Raw genomic sequence first — 19,078 nt, 5'->3', positions numbered from 1 at the left:
CGTAAACTCCTTCGTTAGAATAGTGGTATTGTTGAGGAAATCAGGTAAAACTTAGTGCAGGTTCTCGGCATCGTTGAGATAGACCGATGTCAGTAGCGCGAACACATAGGCCTGGATGACCGCGACCAGCATTTCCAGCGCGCTGATGCCGATCATCAGGACGAAGCTGGCGCTGCCGACGGTCAGGCCGTAGCCGATGCCCGCGTTCGAGCTGTTGATGACGAAGCCGGCCAGAACCTTGAGCAGAACGTGCCCGGCGGTCATCGCGACGAACAGTCGCAGGCCCAGGCTGAACGGACGCACCATGAACGAGATCAGCTCGATCGGGAAAATGACCGGGATCATCGCCAGGGGCGTGCCGTGCGGCACGAACAGCGAGAAGAAGTGCAGGCCATGCTTCCAGAAGCCGACGATCAGCACGATCGAGAAACTCATGATCGCGAGCACGCCGGTCGCGGTAAAGTGGCTGGTGAAGGTGAAGGGGTGAAGCCCGACCAGGCCCAGCGGCAGCAGGCCCAGAAGGTTCGCCAGCAGGATGAACATGAAGAGCGAGAAGACGTAGGGAATATATTTCTTGCCGCCTTCACCCACGTTGGAGATCAGCAGGTTCTTAATGAAGCCGGTCATATATTCGACCGCCATCTGCCAGCGACCGGGGACCAGTTCGCGCTTCATGCCGCCGATCACGAAGATCCACAGCACCACGGCGGCAAGCACCATATAGAGCGCGCTGTTGGTGAAGGCGATGTTGAAGCCGCCCAGCGACCAATGATCCGTACCGAACAGGGGTTCGATAGCGAATTGGTGCATCGGATCGATCTTGCCGGATTCTGCCACGTTGACCCCTGTAACGCCTAATGTCTTCGGACTATGAGCGAAGCTGCCTTATTCTTTGGGCGGCTTCGTCGTCGTCAATCTGATGATGTTCCTGAACGCCGCCACGATCCCAAGACCGAGGAAGACGAGCAGGAGCCAAGGCGTCGTGCCAAGCAGCCGGTCGAGAACCCAGCCGATCAACGCGCCACCGACAAGACCGCCGATCAGTTCCGCAAGCACCCTGTTGCCCAACCGCGAACCATCGTCCGCCGCTTGCACAGTGGCTCCTTGCCTGACCTTTTCGACCTGCTCGGCCTGCGCGATCCGCTCCTCAAGGGAAGCGATCCGCGAGTCCTCGCCCGCCGGGTCCTGTCCGGGTGTATCCGCCGCCATGCATCGTCTCCATCAGGCGATTGAGCCCGTGGCGTTCGGCATGGCGCTTGCGGCTGCACCCGTCAAGGCGAGGCCCCTCTAGAAAGGGTTAGAGGGAGTGTCAACCCCGCGCAAAAGGCGGGAAATCGGCCTTTCGGACTATGCCGGGTCGCACCCTTGCATTTAGTCATTTTCCTATTTAGCTAAATAAGAATGGACAAGATCTTCAAGGCCCTGGCGTCCGAACCGCGCCGCCGCATCCTGCATCATCTGGCGCAGGAGCCAATGACCGTGGGCGAGATCGCCGACAATTTTGAAATGGCGATGCCGTCCATTTCGCGCCATCTAGCGTTGCTGAAAGAGGCAGGCGTGGTGCGAGAACAGAAACGCGGGCAATATGTGCTCTATACGCTGGTGACGGATCGGCTGACCGGGCAGTTGTATGATTTCCTGGCCCCCTTTTGCACGCAGGCGCGCGGGATTGTGGAGGCTAGGCCGCGGCGGCGTGGGCGGGATTGAGGGGCATTGGGGGATATTTGTCTTCCGTCATGCCGGGCTTGACCCGGCATCCCGCTTATTGCGCGGATCAAGAAACGCGGGATCCCGGCTCAAGGCCGGGATGACGTTGGGATGCGTGGCGAGGTTGGGTGGATTGCGGACGGGTTGCGCCCGCGCTTATATCTTCGCTAGCGGACATTTGTTGATGGAGAGAAGAAGATGCTTCTGATGCTTATATCTGCGAGCGTTTCGGCATCTATGCCAGTTCCTATGCCGATTAAGGCGAGAGCGTTTATCAAATACGAACTTAAGCTTGATCGCTATCGGGCTGCTTCGGCCGATCTGAACGGCGATAACAAACCTGAGATCATCGTATACGCTGACGAGGCCCGTTTCTGCGGCAGCGGCGGCTGTCGGCTATATGTTCTGACACCCCATGCGGGAAGCTATCTCGTCGTCACGACGCTTTCAGTGACTCGGCCGCCTATTCGGGTCCTCGCCACGTCCACTAATGGATGGAGCGACTTGGGCGTACGGGTTGCTGGGGGTGGCATCGCACAGGCCTACGAGGCTCGCCTAAGGTTCGATGGCCGATCTTACCCGCGCAATCCCACGATAGCGCCTGCGGTTCCAAATGGAAAAGCAAGCGGTCAAATTGTGATGGAATGACGGCTCGCAGGACGCCGGGGCCGCCGCAATGATGACTGACAATGGTCGTTTCCGGTAATTCCGTCCTAGTAGGAGAGTTCAACGGAGCCATGTGTCTCCGTGATACGAGCCGAAGGCGTGACGGAGGGGTAGTTAGCGGCATGGAATACGGGTGTGGAGGCACTCTAACCCTCCGAGGCGCTTCGTGCCCCACCTCCCCTTTCCGGCGAGGATTTGCCGCAAACAAAAAGGCGCGGTGACATCGCCACCGCGCCCTTCCTGCATTCTCTAACCCGCTGCGATCAACCAGCCGTCGCGCAATAGCCCGGCAATGCAATTGCGCCCGCGCCCTTGGTCTGCCAAGCGCCTGCGCCGATGCGATAGGCCTGGCCCTGCTTCACTCGGCTGCTGAGCGTCTGGCAACCGGTGGCGGCGGCGACATCCTGCACCGTCACGCCGCGCTGGCCCGCCAACTGCGTATAGGCGGCGCGGCGCTTGATGTTGATCGATTCGACTTCCGATCGCACATCCGCACCGACCGTGCCGGCGATGCCGAGATAGCCGTCCGCCTGCTCGCCCACCGTGCCGGCCGCCATGGCGGCGGCGACGGGGCCGGACTGGGCGCGCGCGGGCGCGGTCATGGCGAAGCCGCTGGCCAGCGCAATCACAGCGCCGGCGGCGAACATGAATATCTTGCGTGTCATTGCGGGAACAACTCCGGGTTATTCTGGATAAGATCCTGCGCGTCGCGTTGCAGCTTGACGACGACTTCCTGCTGCACCTTGACGTTCAGGTTGATTTCGATCGGCTTGTCGGGCGCCTTCACCTGAATGCAGCCCCCCAGCGCGGAAGCGGTCAAAGCCGCTGTCATGATTGCCTGTATCTTCATTTCTGCTCCCCGTTTGGCACAGTGTCGCTTTCCGCAGGCTGAACCGCAAGGCCGTTGTTGCCATTGACCTTCATCTCCTGCTGCACCTTGTCGCCGATGCTGTTCTGGATCAGCTGCGACGGGTCGATGAAGGATTGGGCGGTGCCAAGCAACCCGCGGAAGGGCGCGGAAACGCGGACGTTGAAGATGAAGGGCAGGCCGATGAAGCTGCGGCTGATGCCGCTGGGTATATTGCCCAACTGGCCGCGATTGACCCCGTTGAAGACGACGTTGGTGACCATTTCGCCGTCTAGCGCACCGTCCATCAGGATGGTCAGGCATTTATATTGGAGATTTTTAAGCGCGTCGAAGGCCATCTTGCCCATGACGCCCAATTGTTCGTTCGATACCGGACCGACATAGGACAATACACCAGACTGGCGGCCAGGATCGCAGGGGATGGAGGGCAGCACCCCTTCGGGCATGATGAGCGGCGGCATCCCCTGTTGGCGGGCGACCAGCACGCCGCCGGCCACGCGCCCGCCCTGCGCGTTGAAGATCAGCGGCATGATGCCGTCGAACGTGCCGGTGGCGGAGATATTGTCCAGTTCCATCGCCTGGATGAAGGCGCCCGCGTCCAGCCCGACGACCCGGAAGGTCAGGTAGCGGTCGACGTCCGCGCTGAAATCCATGGTGGTGGGCAGCAGCGAGAGTTCGCCTCCGGAGAAGGGCCAGCCGCCCCCTTCGATCCGCACCTTCTGCCCGGCCTCCAGCCGATAGCGGATGATGCCGTCACGCACTTCGACGCCCGGATTGACCGACTTGATCCGCGCTTCCTGCCCCGGCGCGGTGACCATGCCGATCAGGTCGGTGAAGCGGATTTCGCCCGACAGCCCCTCTACCGGGCCAAAAGCGGCGGCGAGGTTGGCGTTGTCGGTGCGGAAAGTGCCGGTGGAGGTGACGGCCGATCCGGTCCAGTCGATGCGCCCCTGCCCCGTCACAGTTGCTTTCACATTGGCGACGACGCCGAGCGCGAGCGGGGTCACATCCTCCGGCTGGAGGCCGGGGCCGAAGACGAGGTTGGCGACGATGAGGTCGGCATTGCCCTTCCCGCTCGACAGGTCGTGGGCAATGTAGGTACGGGCGACGGTCGCGCCGTTGCGCGGCGCATGGAGCGTGCCGGTGGCGGCGATGCGGCCATCCTTGAGGGTCAGCGCGAAGTCGGGGACCGAGAGCGGAGTGAAGCGCGCGGGCCCCTGCGAATCGCGCACCGTCATGGCGGCGTGGAACGCCAGTGCGCCTTTGGCGAAGCGCCAGTCGCCTGCGCCTTGCTCGACGATCAGCGGTACGCTGCCGATCTGGCCGCCCGCGCCCGTCACCTTGCCGCCGAACCCGTCTTTGGTCAGCGCGCCGTCCAACGCCGCGGCGGCTAGGCGCACCGGCGCGTCCTGTGGGCCGATCGTCAGCGCCGGATTGGCGAGCGCGAAGCCGGTGCGGCCCAGCGCCACGCGCGCCTGATCGGCGGTCAGGCGCATCGGGCTGTCGCCGCTGCGTCCATTGAGGGCGAGATTGCGGATTTCCGCGCCGCCGCTGATGCCGCCCGGCCCGGTCGCCAACATCGCGCCGCCGACCGGGCACAGCGTCTGGCGCGTCTGGCCCAGCGCGAAATTGCCGTAGCGCGCCTCGACCAGCGATACCGGCACGCAGCCGGGGTTGATGGTCAGCGCGCCATTGGCGGCCATGCGCCCTTCGACCGGCAGGCTGAGGCCGCGCAGGCGTCCATCGGGCAAGGGACCGTCGAGCCGGACGGCGGTGGAAAAGCGGGTCGCGCCGTTGGCGTCGGCCGTGAAGCGCATCCGGTCGAGCGCCATGCGGGCGTCGCCGGCCGCATAGGGATCGACGAATAATTCGCCGCCGAAACCGCCGCCCGGTCGCCGCTTCAGGCGCAGCGCGCCCCTGGGCAAGCCGCCGCCGTCCGTGGTCAGCGCGCCGTCCAGCGCCCAGTCCAGTCCGCCGACCTTGCCCGGCCAGGCCAGGGTCGCCAGCGCGCCGGGCGCGAGGCCGATCCGCGCGCCGCTGCCCGCGTCGAGGGCAGCGTCAGTGATGACGACGCTGCCGCTGCCCTGTTTCTGCACCAGGGCGAATCGGGTATGAAGGCGATTGGCTTGGCCCGCGCGTTCGACCGCATCGGCAAAGCGTGCGGCGAGCGGCCCCACCGGCGTTCCGGCCGCAGCGGCGCGGACACCGGCCAGGCGATCGCGCCCGGCAAGGTGGATATCCTGCCCCGACAGCGCGCCCTTCAGGCTGGTGCCTTCGGTGCCGATCACCCACTCGCCGATCAGGCGCGCGTCGCGCAGCAAGGCGCCGCGTCCGGTGACCGCCTTCGCGCCCAGCCGGACTTTGCCGCCGGTGCGCGCGGCCGTGCCGTCAAAATCGATGCGGCCATCGGGCGACGCCAGCACCAGGCCATTGCCCCTGAACGCTTCGCCCGACAGATCGACATGGCCGCTCCAGCGATCGAGCGCCTGGCCAAGGTTGAGGTCGATCGCCGCGACCGGCCGGGCGATCGCCGCGCCGGCCTCGCGGCATGCGACCGCGTTGGCGCGCAGCGGACCGGACAGATGGGGCTGGCCCTGGCGCATTGCGATATCGAGCATGGCCGTTGCTTGCGACAGGCCGCAGCCAGCCAGCGACGCGCGCGGCATCGCTGCGGCCAGCCTACCGCGGAAGCCTGACTGGAGATTGCCATCGCCGTCGATCTGCATACCCACGCGCCCGGCGTCTGAATCCAGCGTCAGCCGCGCATCGGCGAGGGCGACGATGATGTCGGGCAGGCTGAAGGGCGCAGTCGAATCGGGATCGCGGAATTTATCGAGTTCGCCCAGACGCAGGACGCCGTCATGCAGGGAGCCACGCATCCGCACGCCCCCTGCCCGCACCGCCGCGACCTGCGGCGTCAGGCCGACAAAGGCGATGTCGACCTCCACCCAGCGCGCCGTCAGGTCTGGCTTGGCCGGATTGCCCAGCACGATATTCTCGATCCGCTGGGTGCGCAGCCCGACATCGACCAGGTCATAATTGGCCTGTACCCCGCGCCGGTTGAGTTCCCGGCTGACGAAATTCTCCGCGATCGGCGCGCGTTGCGTCCAGAGCGCCACCAGCACCAGTGCCAGCGACCCGGTGCCGACGCCCAGCCAGCGCAGCCATGCCCGGCGAACCGTCTCTTCGCCGTCCTGTTCTTCCATGCTTATGGCCAACCCCGGCTTGCTGCGAGAATGATTACGATATTGGGACTATGATAGCCTTGGCCCGTAACGGCACCATAACGTCTTGGGGCCCTTAAATATCCTTGCTCCGCGATTCCGCAACGCATAGCGTCATCGGGCCAGTGAAGGGGACGAAAGTTTGGCGGATCAGGACGAAAAGACCGCGCATGACGGCGTCGGCCATCGCGCGCGGTTGCGGCAGAAGCTGGCCGATAGCGGTGGCGACGCGCTGCACGACCATGAACTGATCGAATATCTCCTCGCGCTGGCGATACCCCGGCGCGACACCAAGCCGCTGGCCAAGGCGTTGTTGCGCGAATTTGGCGGCATCGGCGGCCTCATGAGCGCCGACTGGCAGGCGATCGCCCGCGTGCCCGGCATGGGCGACACCAGCATCGCCGCGATCAAGATCGTACAGGCGAGCACGCTGCGGATGCTGCGCAACGAAGTGGCGGCGCGGCCGGTGCTGGCGAGTTGGCAGGCGTTGCTCGATTATCTGCGCGCGGATATGGCGCACCTGCATGTCGAGCGGGTGCGGGTGCTGCACCTCAACAGCCGCAACATGCTGATCCGCGATGATCATATGGGCGACGGATCGATCGACCAAGCTGCCATCTATGTGCGCGAGGTGATCAAGCGGGCGATGGAATTGGGGTCAGCGGCGCTGATCCTGGTGCATAACCACCCGTCGGGCGATCCGTCGCCCAGCCGGCAGGATATCGACATCACGCGGCAGATCGTGGAGGCAGGGAAACGACTGGGGATCAGCGTGCATGATCATATCATCATGGCGGCGAGCGGTCATGCGAGTTTGCGGGCGCAAGGGTTGTTGTAGGCAGGCCGAACAGCCGGACCGTGCATCGAAAGTGGCGGCCGGGATGAACGATATCAGCGCTTAGCTTCGCACATTTCCCGCTCATCTTGTCATTTTGTTAGGCGGTGGCGATCCTATCGTAAAGCGGTCGTTAGAACGCCGGAAGACGGGTGCATGATGGCATGGAACGAGAAAATAGGACAGGAATAGGTTTCCGCCCCATGCCAAACGGCGTTAGCCGTTGAAACCGAAGTTGAGAAATTCCGGCATCGGGCCATTCCAGCCATCGTCCGGGCCGTCATCGGCCTGCTCGTTGCGGCGGCGCGGCGGCGGCGCGGCGGCGGCGCGGTCGGGGCGAGAATCGCGGGGGCGGTCGTCACGGGGACGATCTTCCCGTGCACGATTCTCGCGGGGGCGGTCTTCGCGTGGACGCTCCTCACGGGCCTTTTCTTCGCGCGGCGCTTCTTCGCGGACCGGAGCGGGAGCCGCCGCTTCGATCGGCGCTTCCTGAGCCGGGGCGGCGGCGGGGCGTGCGCCTCGGCCGCGGCCGCGCGGGGCGCGGGCGGGTTCGGCCTTGGCGGGTTCGTCCTTCGCCGGTTCGGCCGATGCCACGACATCGGCGGCGCCTACGACCTCGATCTTGGTGCCGATCAGCTTCTGGATATTGTCGATCGCCTCGGCATCGGCTTCGGTAACGAAGGTGTAGGCGACGCCCGACGCGCCCGCCCGGCCAGTGCGGCCGATGCGATGGACATAATCGTCCGGGTGCCAGGGCGCGTCATAGTTGAACACATGGCTGACGCCCTTGATGTCCAGCCCGCGCGCCGCGACGTCCGACGCGACCAGAATGTTGACGGTGCCGGCGCGAAAGCGTTCCAATTCGGCGATGCGCGATCCCTGGTCGATGTCGCCATGTATCTCGCCCGACTTGAAACCATCGCGTTGCAGGCTCTTGTTCAAGTCCCGCACCGTCGTCTTGCGGTTGCAGAAGATGACCGCGCTGGTGACGTCGGTTTCCCGCAGCATTTTGGCGAGGGTGTCGCGCTTCTTGCGCGAATCGACCTTCACGAGCCGCTGGGTGATGTTGATCGAGGCGCTGGCGGGGCGCGCGACTTCGATCGACTTGGGGTTGGACAGGAATTTGTCGGCCAGCTTCTTGATGACCGGCGGCATAGTCGCGGAGAACAGAAGCGTCTGGCGCTGCGCGGGCAGCTTGGTGCAGATTTCCTCGATATCGGGGATGAAGCCCATGTCGAGCATCCGGTCGGCTTCGTCGATGACCAGCAGCGAACAGCCGTTCAGCATAATCTTGCCGCGACCAAACAGATCCATCAGGCGGCCCGGCGTCGCGATCAGCACGTCTACGCCCTTTTCGAGCGCGGCGAGTTGGTCACCCATCGACACGCCACCGATCAGCAGCGCCATGGAGAGTTTGTGATATTTGCCGTACTTCTCGAAATTCTCGGCAACTTGCGCCGCGAGTTCGCGCGTCGGCTCCAATATCAGCGAACGCGGCATCCGCGCGCGGCTGCGGCCATGGGCGAGGATGTCGATCATCGGCAGCACGAAGCTGGCGGTCTTTCCCGTCCCCGTCTGGGCGATGCCGATAATGTCGCGCATCATCAGGACGGAGGGGATCGCCTGCGCCTGAATGGGGGTGGGCGTGTCGTAACCGGATTCGGTTACGGCCCTGAGCAATTCGTCGGAAAGGCCGAGATCGGCAAAAGTCATTCAATGGTCCGGGAACAGGAGGCTTGTCCGCCCAGCGCGCATGCGAGACGGAAATCGGCCGCGCATTGCGGAAATATCGGCCTCTTGTCAAGAAAATCGCGCAGTTGCCGGGCTATGGCCGCGGATCAATCTTCCTCTTCGACCGGGATGAGGCGGCGGAAACTCTCGATTGCGCAGCTCAGGCCGCTGCGCGCCTGTAATTCGTCCCGCCCCGAACAGAGCGATCCATCCTCGTCCGGTTCGACATAGAAGCCGGAATAGAAGCCCACTGAGTCGCAGCCCTTTTCCAGCCGAGCGCGATAGCGGTGATTGTCCGCCAGAACGAGATCGACGCCGTTTTTCACGACGATGCTGCCGCCGCGAATCGACCGTAGCGCTATGCAACGCGGTCCCTTTTTTTCCTGCCATTGTTCACGCGCATCCGGCGCGATGCGCGCCGGCGCCCGGCCCTTTCGGGTCATCGGCACGCGGATGATGACGCGCTGCTGGATGGACAATTGCGCCCATTGGACCGGGTCGCCGGTCGATGCGGAAAGCAGCAGCAATATGGAATGAACCAAGACGGACCCCTTATATGGCCGCGATGCTATCGAGCGGTGGTTGAACCGTCGATGAATTCCGGGGATAGGTGCGTCCCATGATTGGACAAGATATAATCGACCGCTTCATCGCCCTGCTCGGCCCCAAGGGGGTTGTCACCGATCCCGACGACATCGCCCCCTGGGTCAGCGACTGGCGCGGGCGCTATCATGGAGCGGCCGCCGCGATCCTGGCACCAGCCTCCACGCAGGAGGTCGCCGCGACCGTGGCGCTGGCCGCGGAACTGGGCGTGGCGCTGGTGCCGCAGGGGGGCAATACGTCGATGGTCGGCGGCGCGACCCCGCCGACCGACGGATCGGCGCTGATCCTGTCGCTGCGGCGGATGAACCGGATTCGCAGCTTGTCGCCGGACGACAATCTGGCGGTGTGCGAGGCCGGCGTCATCCTGAGCGTGCTGCACGATGCGGCCGAGGAACAGGGGCGGCGCTTCCCGCTGAGCTTGGGGGCCAAGGGGTCCGCTACGATCGGCGGGCTGGTATCGACCAACGCCGGCGGCACGCAGGTCTTGCGCCATGGCACGATGCGCGCGCTGGTCGAGGGGATAGAGGCGGTGCTGCCGGACGGCAGTATCTTCGACGGGCTGGATGCGCTCAAAAAGGATAATCGCGGTTACGACATCAAACAGTTGCTGATCGGGGCGGAAGGCACGCTGGGCGTCGTCACCGCCGCGGCGCTGCGGCTCGTCCCCGCCATCGCCGCGCGGGCGGTGGGCTGGGTCGGGGTACAGACGCCGGCCGACGCGCTGGCGCTGCTGCGGCTGGCCGAAACCATGCTGGGCGACAGCGTGGAGGGGTTCGAGGTGATCGCCGACGAGACGCTGGGCTTCGTACTGGGGCATATCCCCGGCACGAGATCACCGATCGAAACGCGCACGCCCTGGCATGTGCTGATCGAGGTCGACCATGCCGACCTGTCCGAACCTGGACCGGCCGATCGGCTGGAGGCGGCGCTGGCGCAAGCGTTCGAACGAGGCATCGCCATCGACGCCGCGCTTGCCGCCAACGAGGCGCAGGCCGACGCCTTCTGGCGCATCCGCGAATCGCTGTCGGAATCGGAAAAGGCGCAGGGTCCGGCGCTGCAATATGATATCAGCGTGCCGGTGGCGAAGATGCCCGCCTTCATGATAGATGCGGCGGCGGCGGCGGAAGCGCGCTTTCCCGGCACCACGGCGTCCTCTTTCGGCCATCTGGGCGACGGCAACGTCCATTTCCATGTGCGCGCGCCCAAGGGGACGAGCGACGGTCCGGCCTGGATCGCGGCGGAAGGTCAGGCGATCAACGGCTTCATCCATGATGCGGTCGTCGCGGCGGGTGGCTCGATCTCCGCCGAACATGGCATCGGCCAGATGAAGCGCGCGGAACTGGGCCGCCTCGCCAGCCCGGCGCGGATCGGGGCGTTGCGTGCGATCAAGGCGGCGTTCGATCCCAAAGGGCTGTTCAATCCGGGCAAGCTCATTCCGCTGCCCGGCGAAGGCTGAAGGCGGCAAGCTGAACACGGGCCGCCGACAAACCGATTGCCACCAACCGGCAAGGCCATTATCGCCCTGCCCCAATATTCAGCCCGCGGCGCGCACATAAAAGGCGGCCGCAAATTGACAGAATGGACCCGGACCATGGCCAGCGCGCCCGCCAACAACCTGCCGATCTTCTACAATGATCTCCTGCCGCTGAGCAGCGTGGACCATGTCGATTATCGCACCCGCCAGATCGATTCGGCCCCGTTCCTGACGACGCAGCACGCCATTCCGCTGACCATCGACGAATTCGTCCCCGCCCAGCGCTTTGCCCCGATCATCTTTTCGGCCGGCACGGATTCGGTGCCGCTGCTGCTGATGGGCCTGAATGAAGGCGTCAACATCTTCGTGGACGAAGACGGCAAGCTGCGCGGTCCGGCCTATGTCCCGGCCTATGTCCGTCGCTATCCCTGGATGCTGGCCAAGCTGCGCCCCGACAGCGACGACCTGTCGCTCTGCTTCGATCCCACCAGCCCGGCGATCGGCGCGTTCGAGGACGGCAAGCCGCTGTTCGAAGACGGCAAGCCGAGCGAGCAGACCCAGGGCGTGATGAAATTCTGCGAGGATTTTGAGCAGGCTGCGGCCCGCACCAGTCAGTTCGTGCGCGATCTGCAGGAACTCGACCTGTTGATGGACGGCGAAGTCGCGATCCAGACCCCAGTCGCCGATCAGCCCTTCGTCTATCGTGGTTTCCGCATGATCAACGAGGAAAAGCTGCGCGACCTGCGCGGCGACCAGCTGCGCAAGATCAACCAGAATGGCATGTTGCTACTGATCCACGCGCACCTGTTCTCGCTCCAACTGATGCGCGAAATCTTCGAAGCGCAGGTGGCGCAGGGCAAGGGTCCGATCGCCATGCCAGCCACGGCGGAAGCGACCCCGGAAGTGGCCGGCGCCTGAATGAGAAATTAACCCGAAAGGGTTTGAAAAATTGATGGAAAGGGCGTCGCATCCCCTCTTGTAAGGCGATGCGAGCTGCCCTATCTATCAATCATGCGGTGCACCTGCCCCCCTTTCGGGTGTATCGTATGGGCGCCTCCCCCTTTGGAGGCGTCTCCTCCCTGAACCTTGGCCACCCCATGCTCTGCATGGGGTGGTTTTTTCTGTGAGGTGCCGACCATTGTCTGAACGGATGGTTTTTTACACGGCGTGACTGGCCGGGCCCTGTACAGGGCGGTTTTATGCCGCGGACGGGATGAATGCCCTGCGGTTTCGCTTGACGCCATGGATGCCCCTGCCTAAAGGCCAGCCCCTGCCGACCGCCCAGCGCGGTCCATGGCCCCTTCGTCTAGCGGTTAGGACGCGGCCCTCTCACGGCTGAAACACGGGTTCGATTCCCGTAGGGGTCACCAATATTTTCAATGACTTAGCTCTTGAGGTTGGCCCAGAAATACCGTCTTGTCTATTTCTTGTCCTTTTGACTTCCTGGGATTGAGTAGGACGCGCTCGGAAAAATTTTTGATGAGCTGCCTCGTAGTCTGTCGGCGCTCGCTCGGCTGTCCATCGGTATGAAGCGCGAGGCACCACCTGCCTGCCGCCCGCCCTGCATTCTTGTCCGGGCTTCAGCGTGATCGCCTTCGCTCGATTGCCTCACGCAAACTTGCAACGATGATCAAAGTCGAACTTCGATCTTTCACGATCTCCAGCTCGCCGGATTTGATCAGCTCATAGAGGCGGGACCGGCTTAACCCCGTCATTGTCACCGCTACCGCGATCCTTACGCTGATTGGATCGATGAGCGCTGGTGGCTTCGACTTCTCGACAGGAAGTGGCGCATTAAATCTTGGCAGGCTCTTTCGCACGGCAAAACGGCTCCTAGTTGGAGTCTGCCAGATGGGATGAAGCCTCCTCAATCTACCGGAACTACGCCGAATTGGAAGTCCTAAGCTAACCGGTTTGGGGAGGCGAAATGCGCGCGCGCCGATGGCTCATCGTTTACGAGGCTCTTGAACGTACCGAAAGAGCCGTAGGTCCAGAGCCTTACGCCGGATGGTGTCGCCAGCGCGGCACGCCGCCAAGGTGCCCGAGAAAGGGCTGGTCAAATGAATTTCGAATCGGAACATGTGCACTACGCGCATCACATCGGCTTTTCTTGATAGCGTTGCTGCAGGCTCAGATGACCGAGGCTGCCGGTCATCTTGTTCGCTCAGCGAACTCCTCCTCCAATGCCCCCGCGCGGGAAGGCGAGAAAATCGCCTCGCCAAACCGGCGCTTCAGATGCTGCGCGACGCTGCGGGCATATCGCTTCTGGCGATCAGAACTCGGACTGTGATAGACGCCGACCGCCTTCCAAAAGCTGCCGGTGGAAGCGAGCGCAGCAACGAAAATCCACCGGGCTGCGTTGGCATTGAAACACGGATCGTAACGCAACCAATGACGAACGTCCTCTGGTGAACGATCAAGCGTTTCTGCGATTTTGGGCACCCACCAGCTGTTGATCTGGAAAGTCCCGAAGTCGTGGCTCCCATTGCGGTTCGGCACTGCAGCGCCAATCCATCCTCCTTCCTGGTCGCGTAGTCCCCACAGGGTCACTTCGAGCCATTTCTGCCCACCCGCTGCTTGCCTGATGCAATGGGCGACCCTCCGTTCATCGGCCGCATCATGACCAGACGTTGCTGCAAGACCTTCCGATTGCCAGATGCTCAGCACCATCAGGGCGGCTATCCGCTTACCGATCGTGACCATGCGATCGCTCCTCAATGTTCCGGGCTGTGGCACGGTCCTCCGCCTTGGACGCATGGGCTTGCCGATTCCCGGCAAGCGTCTGCAAATGACGGTCGAGCGTCTCGAACAGTGAGCGGGCATTGCCTGCGAGACGTCCGGCAATTCCGCGGTCCGGCTCTCGCTGATCAAGTTTGCGCGCGAGCGCCCTACCCTCTGCCTTCCGCCGCTCCTCAACCTGTTCGAGCCTTAGGCCCTTCAGCCGTGCCTCGTTCCGTGCGGCAAAGCGCCTGCTGTGATCGCGCTCCAGCCGGCCCACACCTTCAAGCGCCGATGTCTTCTCGCCCGACCGCTCTTCGAGTTTTGCGATGAGCTTCCTGGGGTCTTCCGTCCAGAGTTTGGCGCCGTACCGGGCTCGCGTGATGGCGGTGTAAAAGTTCGACCCATTGACGAGTGGAGACGCCACGGGGGCCAGCACATAGACGCGGTCATGCGCCGCAACTATTCTCTCATCGCGAAGGGCAAGCGCCATGATCGATACTGATTTGGGGGCGCTGATTGCAAAGTCCCACCCAGGATGGTGATCAATCCCGCCTGCCCGTCGACGCCCTAGCTGCTGGTCGCCGACAGCGCCGCTGAGCAGCGCATTGAACTGCGCGGTATCCACCTCTCCGTGCAAACCAAGTTCATTGGCGAGCGAACCGCCCCAGGAAGAGGTCTCCGCATCTCCTTTCGTATAATAATCCCCGACAGTGTAATAGCGGGCGATGTTGCCCGGAGAGCCCTTGAGGCGGCGCGGATGCATCATGCCGGCCTCGCATCGTCACGCTCACCGTTGGAGCGGCTGTGTTTGTGGAGATTGAAGCCGCTCCTCGGCCCAAGGAGCTTGGGCGGTTCGGCGTTCGGCGAGTCCCCTTCCTGCTTCAGAACTTCGTTGGCCCTGTGCGCAGGCGGTTCACCCGCAGTTGCTCCTTCGGGTGAGCTCCCGTCCAAGGGAAGTTGCGGCTCGGGCTTCGCATCCTTCCCAGAGCGACGACGCTTTCTCTGCGGCGCCTTTTCTTGGGGAGGCGGAGCGTTGCCCTCCTCAAACCGCTTTGCAGGTTCCGTTCGCTCGATGAACGCCGGTTCGATCGTTGGCAATCCATTATACCGATCCCGGAAATGGACGACAGGCAGATTTCTTCCGAACCGGAGAAATCCAGACAGGTTGGGAAGGTTCGTGACCTCGGTATGCATGACCAGTGGGCGGGTGACCTGCATGCGGGAGAGATTGACGCCGTCCCGCATGTCGTTGACCCCATAGGACATGCCCTCATTGGCCTCGACCTGCTCGACCTGGCCCAAATTCTCCGACACATGCTTGGCCGTAGGAGTATCGTTCGCGCGTAGCGCCACCCAGGTCGAGCAGTAACCGGTGATCGCGGCCGCATCCTGTATGCCATAGGTTGCCTCCAGCTGCGGGTAGGACTGGAATCCCAATATGCCGCATCCGCCATATTTGCGGGCGCGCGCCAGGAAGTCGCTGAGCGAGGGCAGACGCTGTAGAGTCGGCAGCTCATCGATGACGCAATAGAGCCGGCGTTTCTGGTCCGGCGGAAGGCTCATGATCGCGCTGATCGCAATGTCGAGCCAGACGGTGACGAGGGGCCGGAGCGAGGGAAGCTGATCGGCTTTCACCGTGATGAACAGCCAGCTGTCATCCTCTTCATTGGCCACCCAGTCGCGCACGGAGAAGCCGTCGAGCGTATCATCCAGATAGGAGAAACTGCGCATGACAGAGGCCAGTTCGGCGCGAATGCCCGCGGATGTACGGTCCCCCTCCATCGAGATGAAGGCGGCGGCATCCGTCCCTTCCGCGAACGCGGCCAGCGTCTTCAAAGGGCTCCGCAGACCGGCGCGCGCTCGTTGGTGCTTTCGACAGGCCGGAGCCCCAGGCGCGGCAGGTCGATCGAACGGGTCGCGATATGACCGATAAGACGACCGTTCACGGGCTTGATTTCACCGATATTCATAACCTTAACTCCTTGGCAAAGCCGCTCTCGACCATCCGAAAGCGACACTCTCCAAGATCCTTCTCCCCTCTCACACGCGGGGCGTCCGTCGGGCGCGATCGCCGTTCCCGAAGGAGCCTTCCGCGCCCCGAACTCTACCCAACGCAGCAAATAGATCCCTCCTACCCATCGCTGTTCGGATCTCGCAGACGCTCATCAGCACTGACCTGCGCGACTTTTTAGAGACAGCGCCGCTATCGCGATGAACTGAGCGCACGTGTATCCAACCACCATCCTCTAAAATCGCACTTCAAACTGGCGGTCGCAGCCCCTAAAGCGACCGCCTCTCAATCACAAAGGATGCGACATGAACAATAGCGACCTGGCCGAAGCCCTTGCCAGCGAACACGGCCTGACCAAGGCGGACGCCCGTAAGTACGTTGATGCCGTCTTCGCGCATATCACCGGAGCCGCTGCCAAGGGCGACGAAGTCTCGCTGAACGGCTTCGGCAAGTTCAAGGTCAAGGACAGCCCGGCGCGCGAAGGTCGCAATCCTTCGACTGGCGCGACCATTCAGATCGCCGCGTCGAAAAAGCTCACCTTCACGCCCGCCAAAGCGGTGAAGGATCAGTTGAACGGTTGATTGAGTTGGAGGCGTCCCGGATGCGGGACGCCTCTTCCCCCTTTGAAAACCTCCGCGACGCCCTTCTCGCGCCTTGGACATAAATTCCGTCATCCCGGCCCGAGTCACAATTTTGGGACAAAACCGCCGTTCCTGCGCACGACGGCGAGTGTCGGGTTTCGGATAAACCTGCCAATTGCCATGCCGGATGGCCAGCGGCGCCGTGATAATCATTGCGCTGCAGCGCTGTCGACAAAATCCCGGTAGCGGAGGCCTCTGAAAAACACGTGATTTCCGTGTAACAGCGACGGCTCGAACGCTATTCCGCGCCGCGCAAAGTTTTCTCAATCAGACGAAGGTGCAAAATTTGAGCTCCGAGGAAGATGCCCCCAATGAATATCAGGGACGGTATCATCATCCCTTCTTGGCCGGGCCTCGGCGTGAGAGTGAGAGAGCCAATCGCGAATAGCGCCAGCACTAAGATCGCCAAAGCAGGAACGAGGCTGAGAGCAAAAATGCGGGGGGCGGACCAAATTACGGTGCTGGACAGAGGTCGTGATCGCGAAAGCATCCATTGCATCGGAAGCTTCCGCTCTTGCCGGAAGCGCGAGTTGGCGCGAACAGACAACAAGATCATTGTCAGCCCTATGGCAGCGGCCAAGATGATAACGACCATGCGCCGGTCCTTTCATCCCCACACATAACATGATGCCAGAGGGCCGCAAGCTGACGACGGGTATCGTGATCAGCCGGAGAACACACGGATTACCGGATTAGCCCTCGGCCCTTGTGAGAAGCGGCCAAGAGCTAAACCATCCTTTGGTGCGTATCCGATCCTCATAGATTGTGCGCTTTTCGACGCGAAAACGCGAGGTTGGGCGCAAAACAAGATCGAGCAGATCGTCCAATCCAAAAGGGGCCGCGATATCGCAGCCATCCGATCCACGTCTCCGGGCGGCAACCGCCGTCGCGGTCTCCGGCCAGTAGCGCATGGCGTCGGTGGCGGAAGCGTAAGGAGCATCGCCGTTCCGACCATGCATTCGAGCTTGGTTCTTTACTGACCAGATGATCGAAGGCTCCAGAGCCTGCAAGTGGGCCTCGAATTTTCGATCTTCTGCCGCCTCGGCGCGATGCGGATCATACCAGATCACATCAACGTCTGCATCCGGTGGCGCTATAGAACGCTGATGAAGATGATCCCATACAGCGTTTCTCACAAAGCCCGCTCCGATCCAGCAGTCTGGCAAGTTTAACGCTTCGACCACACCCAGAAGATGCCAGCGGAGCGGATCTGCACGAAGGATCGAGCTTATGCGTGAGGCGGCCATCGAAACAAGCTAATGGCATGTTCGCCAATTGGAGGGCAGAGCGCTGGTTTGACGCTAAACAACGGCAAGGCAGAACATTTGCGAACGCTTAGCGGGGATTACCGTCGCCTGCGATATTGAGGGGCTTGCGGCGGACGGTTTCGGCTGCGCGATCCCACAGGAAGTCGCCGGAGAATGCAATATGCTCCCAACCGACCGGGGAAGTGTGTGCGAGCAACCCCGGATCGGGCGCCTCGCCGATTGAAAGCAGATGCTGGACTGCATCGGCGATGTATGTGGAGTTCCAGTAGACGATCGCGGCGATCACCAGGTTCAAACCGGACGCGCGATATTGCAGCGTCTCGTGCGTCCGGTCGATAATCCGGCCTTGGCGGAACGTGCAGATCGCCTGTGTGAGAACGTGACGCTGCTCACTCTTGTTCAGGCCAGCCTGACAGCGCCGCCGAAGATCGGGGTTTTCCAGCCAGTCGAGCATGAAGAAGGTCCGCTCGATCTTGTCGATTTCCTGGAGGGCGACGTCGACCTGGTTCTGGCGTTCGTATGCGGCCAGTTTGCGCAGCATCGCCGATGGGGCGACGTGCCCCGCCTTGAGCGAGGCGACGAGGCGGAGGACCTCTCCCCAATGCTCGCGGATCGTGTCGGTCTTCACGCGCTTGCCGAGCAGCGAACCGATCGCCGGATAGGAGGCCACAGGGCCGAGCGCGGCCAGACGCCGGTCGGGGAAATCCCGCAGGCGTGGGCAGAACCGAAATCCCAGCATCGCGCAAAGCGCGAACACATGGTCGGTCGCGCCGCCCGTGTCGGTATAATGCTCAGCGATCTTCAACGACGAGCCGTGATGGAGAAGGCCATCGAGGACATAGGGCGCCTCATGCGTCGCCGCGGATATGACCGTGACACTGTACGGCGCGTGCTGGTCGGAGACATGGGTATAGAAGCTGAATCCGGGATCGACGCCATACCGGGCGTTGATATCGCCGACCGCCATCCGCTTGCCGCCCCGGAAGAACTGGCCGTCCGAACTCGATGTGGTGCCCGTTCCCCATGTCGAGGTGATCGGCAGGCGATGATGCGCATCGACGAGGATGGCGAGAGCGCGGTGGTAGCTGTCCTCGCGAACATAGGCGTCCTTCGTTCAGACCAGCTGGTCGCGCGTAACGCCCTGGCTGGCTGCGGCCATGCGCGCGAGACCTAGATTGGTGCCGTCGGCGAGGATTGCCGCGAGCAGCCGCATTGCCTCACCCTTTTTGCTCCTGAGTGACAGGCCGTTGCCTCATCTAGAATGCTCCCGGCAACGGTCGGGAGGGAACGATGAGGAAGATGAGCATGGCAACGCGGAAAGAATTGATC

The 19,078-nt window shown here is 62.8% G+C and carries 16 protein-coding genes, 1 tRNA gene and 4 pseudogenes; 6 read left to right on the top strand and 15 right to left on the bottom strand.

What is annotated here, in order from left to right; genetic code table 11:
- Positions 1-51 precede the first annotated feature (51 nt).
- Together HHL08_RS20865 and HHL08_RS20860 are read right to left on the bottom strand one after the other, a co-directional pair.
- Positions 52-837 carry a F0F1 ATP synthase subunit A gene (locus HHL08_RS20865; RefSeq protein WP_088182781.1) on the bottom strand — a complete coding sequence of 262 codons (786 nt, stop codon included), beginning with the start codon at positions 835-837 and terminating at the stop codon, positions 52-54.
- A gap of 48 nt (positions 838-885) precedes the next feature.
- Positions 886-1,209, bottom strand: coding sequence for an AtpZ/AtpI family protein (locus HHL08_RS20860; protein WP_169574891.1), 324 nt, complete (start codon positions 1,207-1,209; stop codon positions 886-888).
- A gap of 192 nt (positions 1,210-1,401) precedes the next feature.
- Here HHL08_RS20860 and HHL08_RS20855 point away from each other — a divergent pair, with 192 nt between their 5' ends.
- Positions 1,402-1,707, top strand: coding sequence for a metalloregulator ArsR/SmtB family transcription factor (locus HHL08_RS20855; protein ID WP_169574890.1), 306 nt, complete (start codon positions 1,402-1,404; stop codon positions 1,705-1,707).
- Positions 1,708-2,636: 929 nt separating this feature from the next.
- Here HHL08_RS20855 and HHL08_RS20850 read toward each other — a convergent pair.
- The 3 genes from HHL08_RS20850 to HHL08_RS20840 are packed head-to-tail and all read right to left on the bottom strand — an operon-like array spanning position 2,637 to position 6,447.
- Entirely contained in the window at positions 2,637-3,038 is a 402-nt protein-coding gene (locus HHL08_RS20850; protein ID WP_169574889.1) for a YdbL family protein, read from the bottom strand.
- The gene (locus HHL08_RS20845; protein WP_066601632.1) at positions 3,035-3,223 is read right to left on the bottom strand and encodes a YnbE family lipoprotein; all 189 of its coding nucleotides are present in this window, start codon (positions 3,221-3,223) and stop codon (positions 3,035-3,037) included. The genes HHL08_RS20850 and HHL08_RS20845 overlap by 4 nt, the downstream gene beginning before the upstream one ends.
- The gene (locus HHL08_RS20840; protein WP_169574888.1) at positions 3,220-6,447 is read right to left on the bottom strand and encodes an intermembrane phospholipid transport protein YdbH family protein; all 3,228 of its coding nucleotides are present in this window, start codon (positions 6,445-6,447) and stop codon (positions 3,220-3,222) included. The genes HHL08_RS20845 and HHL08_RS20840 overlap by 4 nt, the downstream gene beginning before the upstream one ends.
- Before the next feature lie 160 nt (positions 6,448-6,607).
- On the opposite strand from HHL08_RS20840, the gene radC reads away from it, so the two are divergent.
- Positions 6,608-7,303 (top strand): RadC family protein, encoded by a 696-nt coding sequence (radC, locus tag HHL08_RS20835; protein WP_169574887.1) that lies wholly within the window; start codon positions 6,608-6,610, stop codon positions 7,301-7,303.
- Positions 7,304-7,516: 213 nt separating this feature from the next.
- On the opposite strand, the gene HHL08_RS20830 is transcribed toward radC, so the two are convergent.
- A complete protein-coding gene (locus tag HHL08_RS20830; RefSeq protein ID WP_169574886.1) occupies positions 7,517-9,013 on the bottom strand; it encodes a DEAD/DEAH box helicase in 1,497 nt (498 codons plus the stop codon).
- A 125-nt stretch (positions 9,014-9,138) separates the two neighbouring features.
- A complete protein-coding gene (locus tag HHL08_RS20825) occupies positions 9,139-9,573 on the bottom strand; it encodes a hypothetical protein (RefSeq protein ID WP_169574885.1) in 435 nt (144 codons plus the stop codon).
- Positions 9,574-9,650: 77 nt separating this feature from the next.
- On the opposite strand from HHL08_RS20825, the gene HHL08_RS20820 reads away from it, so the two are divergent.
- The 3 genes from HHL08_RS20820 to HHL08_RS20810 all read left to right on the top strand — a co-directional run bounded on the left by HHL08_RS20820 (position 9,651) and on the right by HHL08_RS20810 (position 12,478).
- Positions 9,651-11,090, top strand: coding sequence for an FAD-binding oxidoreductase (locus HHL08_RS20820; RefSeq protein ID WP_169574884.1), 1,440 nt, complete (start codon positions 9,651-9,653; stop codon positions 11,088-11,090).
- Positions 11,091-11,225: 135 nt separating this feature from the next.
- Positions 11,226-12,026, top strand: a complete 801-nt coding sequence (locus HHL08_RS20815) for a SapC family protein (protein WP_169574883.1) — start codon at positions 11,226-11,228, stop codon at positions 12,024-12,026.
- 377 nt (positions 12,027-12,403) lie between these two features.
- Positions 12,404-12,478: transfer RNA gene (locus tag HHL08_RS20810), tRNA-Glu, on the top strand.
- A gap of 210 nt (positions 12,479-12,688) precedes the next feature.
- Here the strand turns inward: HHL08_RS20810 and HHL08_RS20805 are convergent.
- The 5 genes and pseudogenes from HHL08_RS20805 to HHL08_RS20785 all read right to left on the bottom strand — a co-directional run.
- On the bottom strand, positions 12,689-12,928 hold the full coding sequence (locus HHL08_RS20805; protein WP_328804714.1) for an excisionase: 240 nt from the start codon (positions 12,926-12,928) through the stop codon (positions 12,689-12,691).
- Positions 12,929-13,259: 331 nt separating this feature from the next.
- Entirely contained in the window at positions 13,260-13,811 is a 552-nt protein-coding gene (locus tag HHL08_RS20800) for a lytic transglycosylase domain-containing protein (RefSeq protein WP_235955203.1), read from the bottom strand.
- A gap of 445 nt (positions 13,812-14,256) precedes the next feature.
- Positions 14,257-14,595: pseudogene (locus tag HHL08_RS26320) on the bottom strand (relaxase domain-containing protein); the annotation flags it as partial.
- A pseudogene (locus tag HHL08_RS20790) lies at positions 14,592-15,677 on the bottom strand (type IV secretion system DNA-binding domain-containing protein); the annotation flags it as partial. The pseudogenes HHL08_RS20790 and HHL08_RS26320, both read right to left, overlap by 4 nt.
- Positions 15,677-15,799 (bottom strand): annotated as a pseudogene (locus tag HHL08_RS20785) (DUF736 domain-containing protein); the annotation flags it as partial. The pseudogenes HHL08_RS20790 and HHL08_RS20785, both read right to left, overlap by 1 nt.
- Before the next feature lie 346 nt (positions 15,800-16,145).
- Here HHL08_RS20785 and HHL08_RS20780 point away from each other — a divergent pair.
- On the top strand, positions 16,146-16,421 hold the full coding sequence (locus tag HHL08_RS20780) for an HU family DNA-binding protein (protein WP_169574881.1): 276 nt from the start codon (positions 16,146-16,148) through the stop codon (positions 16,419-16,421).
- A gap of 298 nt (positions 16,422-16,719) precedes the next feature.
- On the opposite strand, the gene HHL08_RS20775 is transcribed toward HHL08_RS20780, so the two are convergent.
- The 3 genes and pseudogenes from HHL08_RS20775 to HHL08_RS20765 form a co-directional block, all read right to left on the bottom strand.
- A complete protein-coding gene (locus HHL08_RS20775) occupies positions 16,720-17,076 on the bottom strand; it encodes a hypothetical protein (protein ID WP_169574880.1) in 357 nt (118 codons plus the stop codon).
- A gap of 97 nt (positions 17,077-17,173) precedes the next feature.
- Positions 17,174-17,728, bottom strand: a complete 555-nt coding sequence (locus HHL08_RS20770) for a nucleotidyltransferase family protein (RefSeq protein ID WP_169574879.1) — start codon at positions 17,726-17,728, stop codon at positions 17,174-17,176.
- Between the two features lie 88 nt (positions 17,729-17,816).
- Positions 17,817-18,965: pseudogene (locus tag HHL08_RS20765) on the bottom strand (Tn3 family transposase); the annotation flags it as partial.
- Positions 18,966-19,078: the final 113 nt, after the last annotated feature.

Source organism: Sphingobium psychrophilum (assembly GCF_012927105.1).
GTDB lineage: Bacteria > Pseudomonadota > Alphaproteobacteria > Sphingomonadales > Sphingomonadaceae > Sphingobium > Sphingobium psychrophilum.
This window is presented reverse-complemented; position numbering and strand designations above follow the sequence as displayed.

Coding starts and splice junctions, on each gene's coding strand:
- HHL08_RS20860 (WP_169574891.1), bottom strand. CDS start 1,209: ATGGCGGCGGATACACCCGGACAGGACCCGGCGGGCGAGGACTCGCGG.
- HHL08_RS20855 (WP_169574890.1), top strand. CDS start 1,402: ATGGACAAGATCTTCAAGGCCCTGGCGTCCGAACCGCGCCGCCGCATC.
- HHL08_RS20850 (WP_169574889.1), bottom strand. CDS start 3,038: ATGACACGCAAGATATTCATGTTCGCCGCCGGCGCTGTGATTGCGCTG.
- HHL08_RS20845 (WP_066601632.1), bottom strand. CDS start 3,223: ATGAAGATACAGGCAATCATGACAGCGGCTTTGACCGCTTCCGCGCTG.
- HHL08_RS20840 (WP_169574888.1), bottom strand. CDS start 6,447: ATGGAAGAACAGGACGGCGAAGAGACGGTTCGCCGGGCATGGCTGCGC.
- HHL08_RS20830 (WP_169574886.1), bottom strand. CDS start 9,013: ATGACTTTTGCCGATCTCGGCCTTTCCGACGAATTGCTCAGGGCCGTA.
- HHL08_RS20820 (WP_169574884.1), top strand. CDS start 9,651: ATGATTGGACAAGATATAATCGACCGCTTCATCGCCCTGCTCGGCCCC.
- HHL08_RS20815 (WP_169574883.1), top strand. CDS start 11,226: ATGGCCAGCGCGCCCGCCAACAACCTGCCGATCTTCTACAATGATCTC.
- HHL08_RS20800 (WP_235955203.1), bottom strand. CDS start 13,811: ATGGTCACGATCGGTAAGCGGATAGCCGCCCTGATGGTGCTGAGCATC.
- HHL08_RS20780 (WP_169574881.1), top strand. CDS start 16,146: ATGAACAATAGCGACCTGGCCGAAGCCCTTGCCAGCGAACACGGCCTG.
- HHL08_RS20775 (WP_169574880.1), bottom strand. CDS start 17,076: ATGGTCGTTATCATCTTGGCCGCTGCCATAGGGCTGACAATGATCTTG.
- HHL08_RS20770 (WP_169574879.1), bottom strand. CDS start 17,728: ATGGCCGCCTCACGCATAAGCTCGATCCTTCGTGCAGATCCGCTCCGC.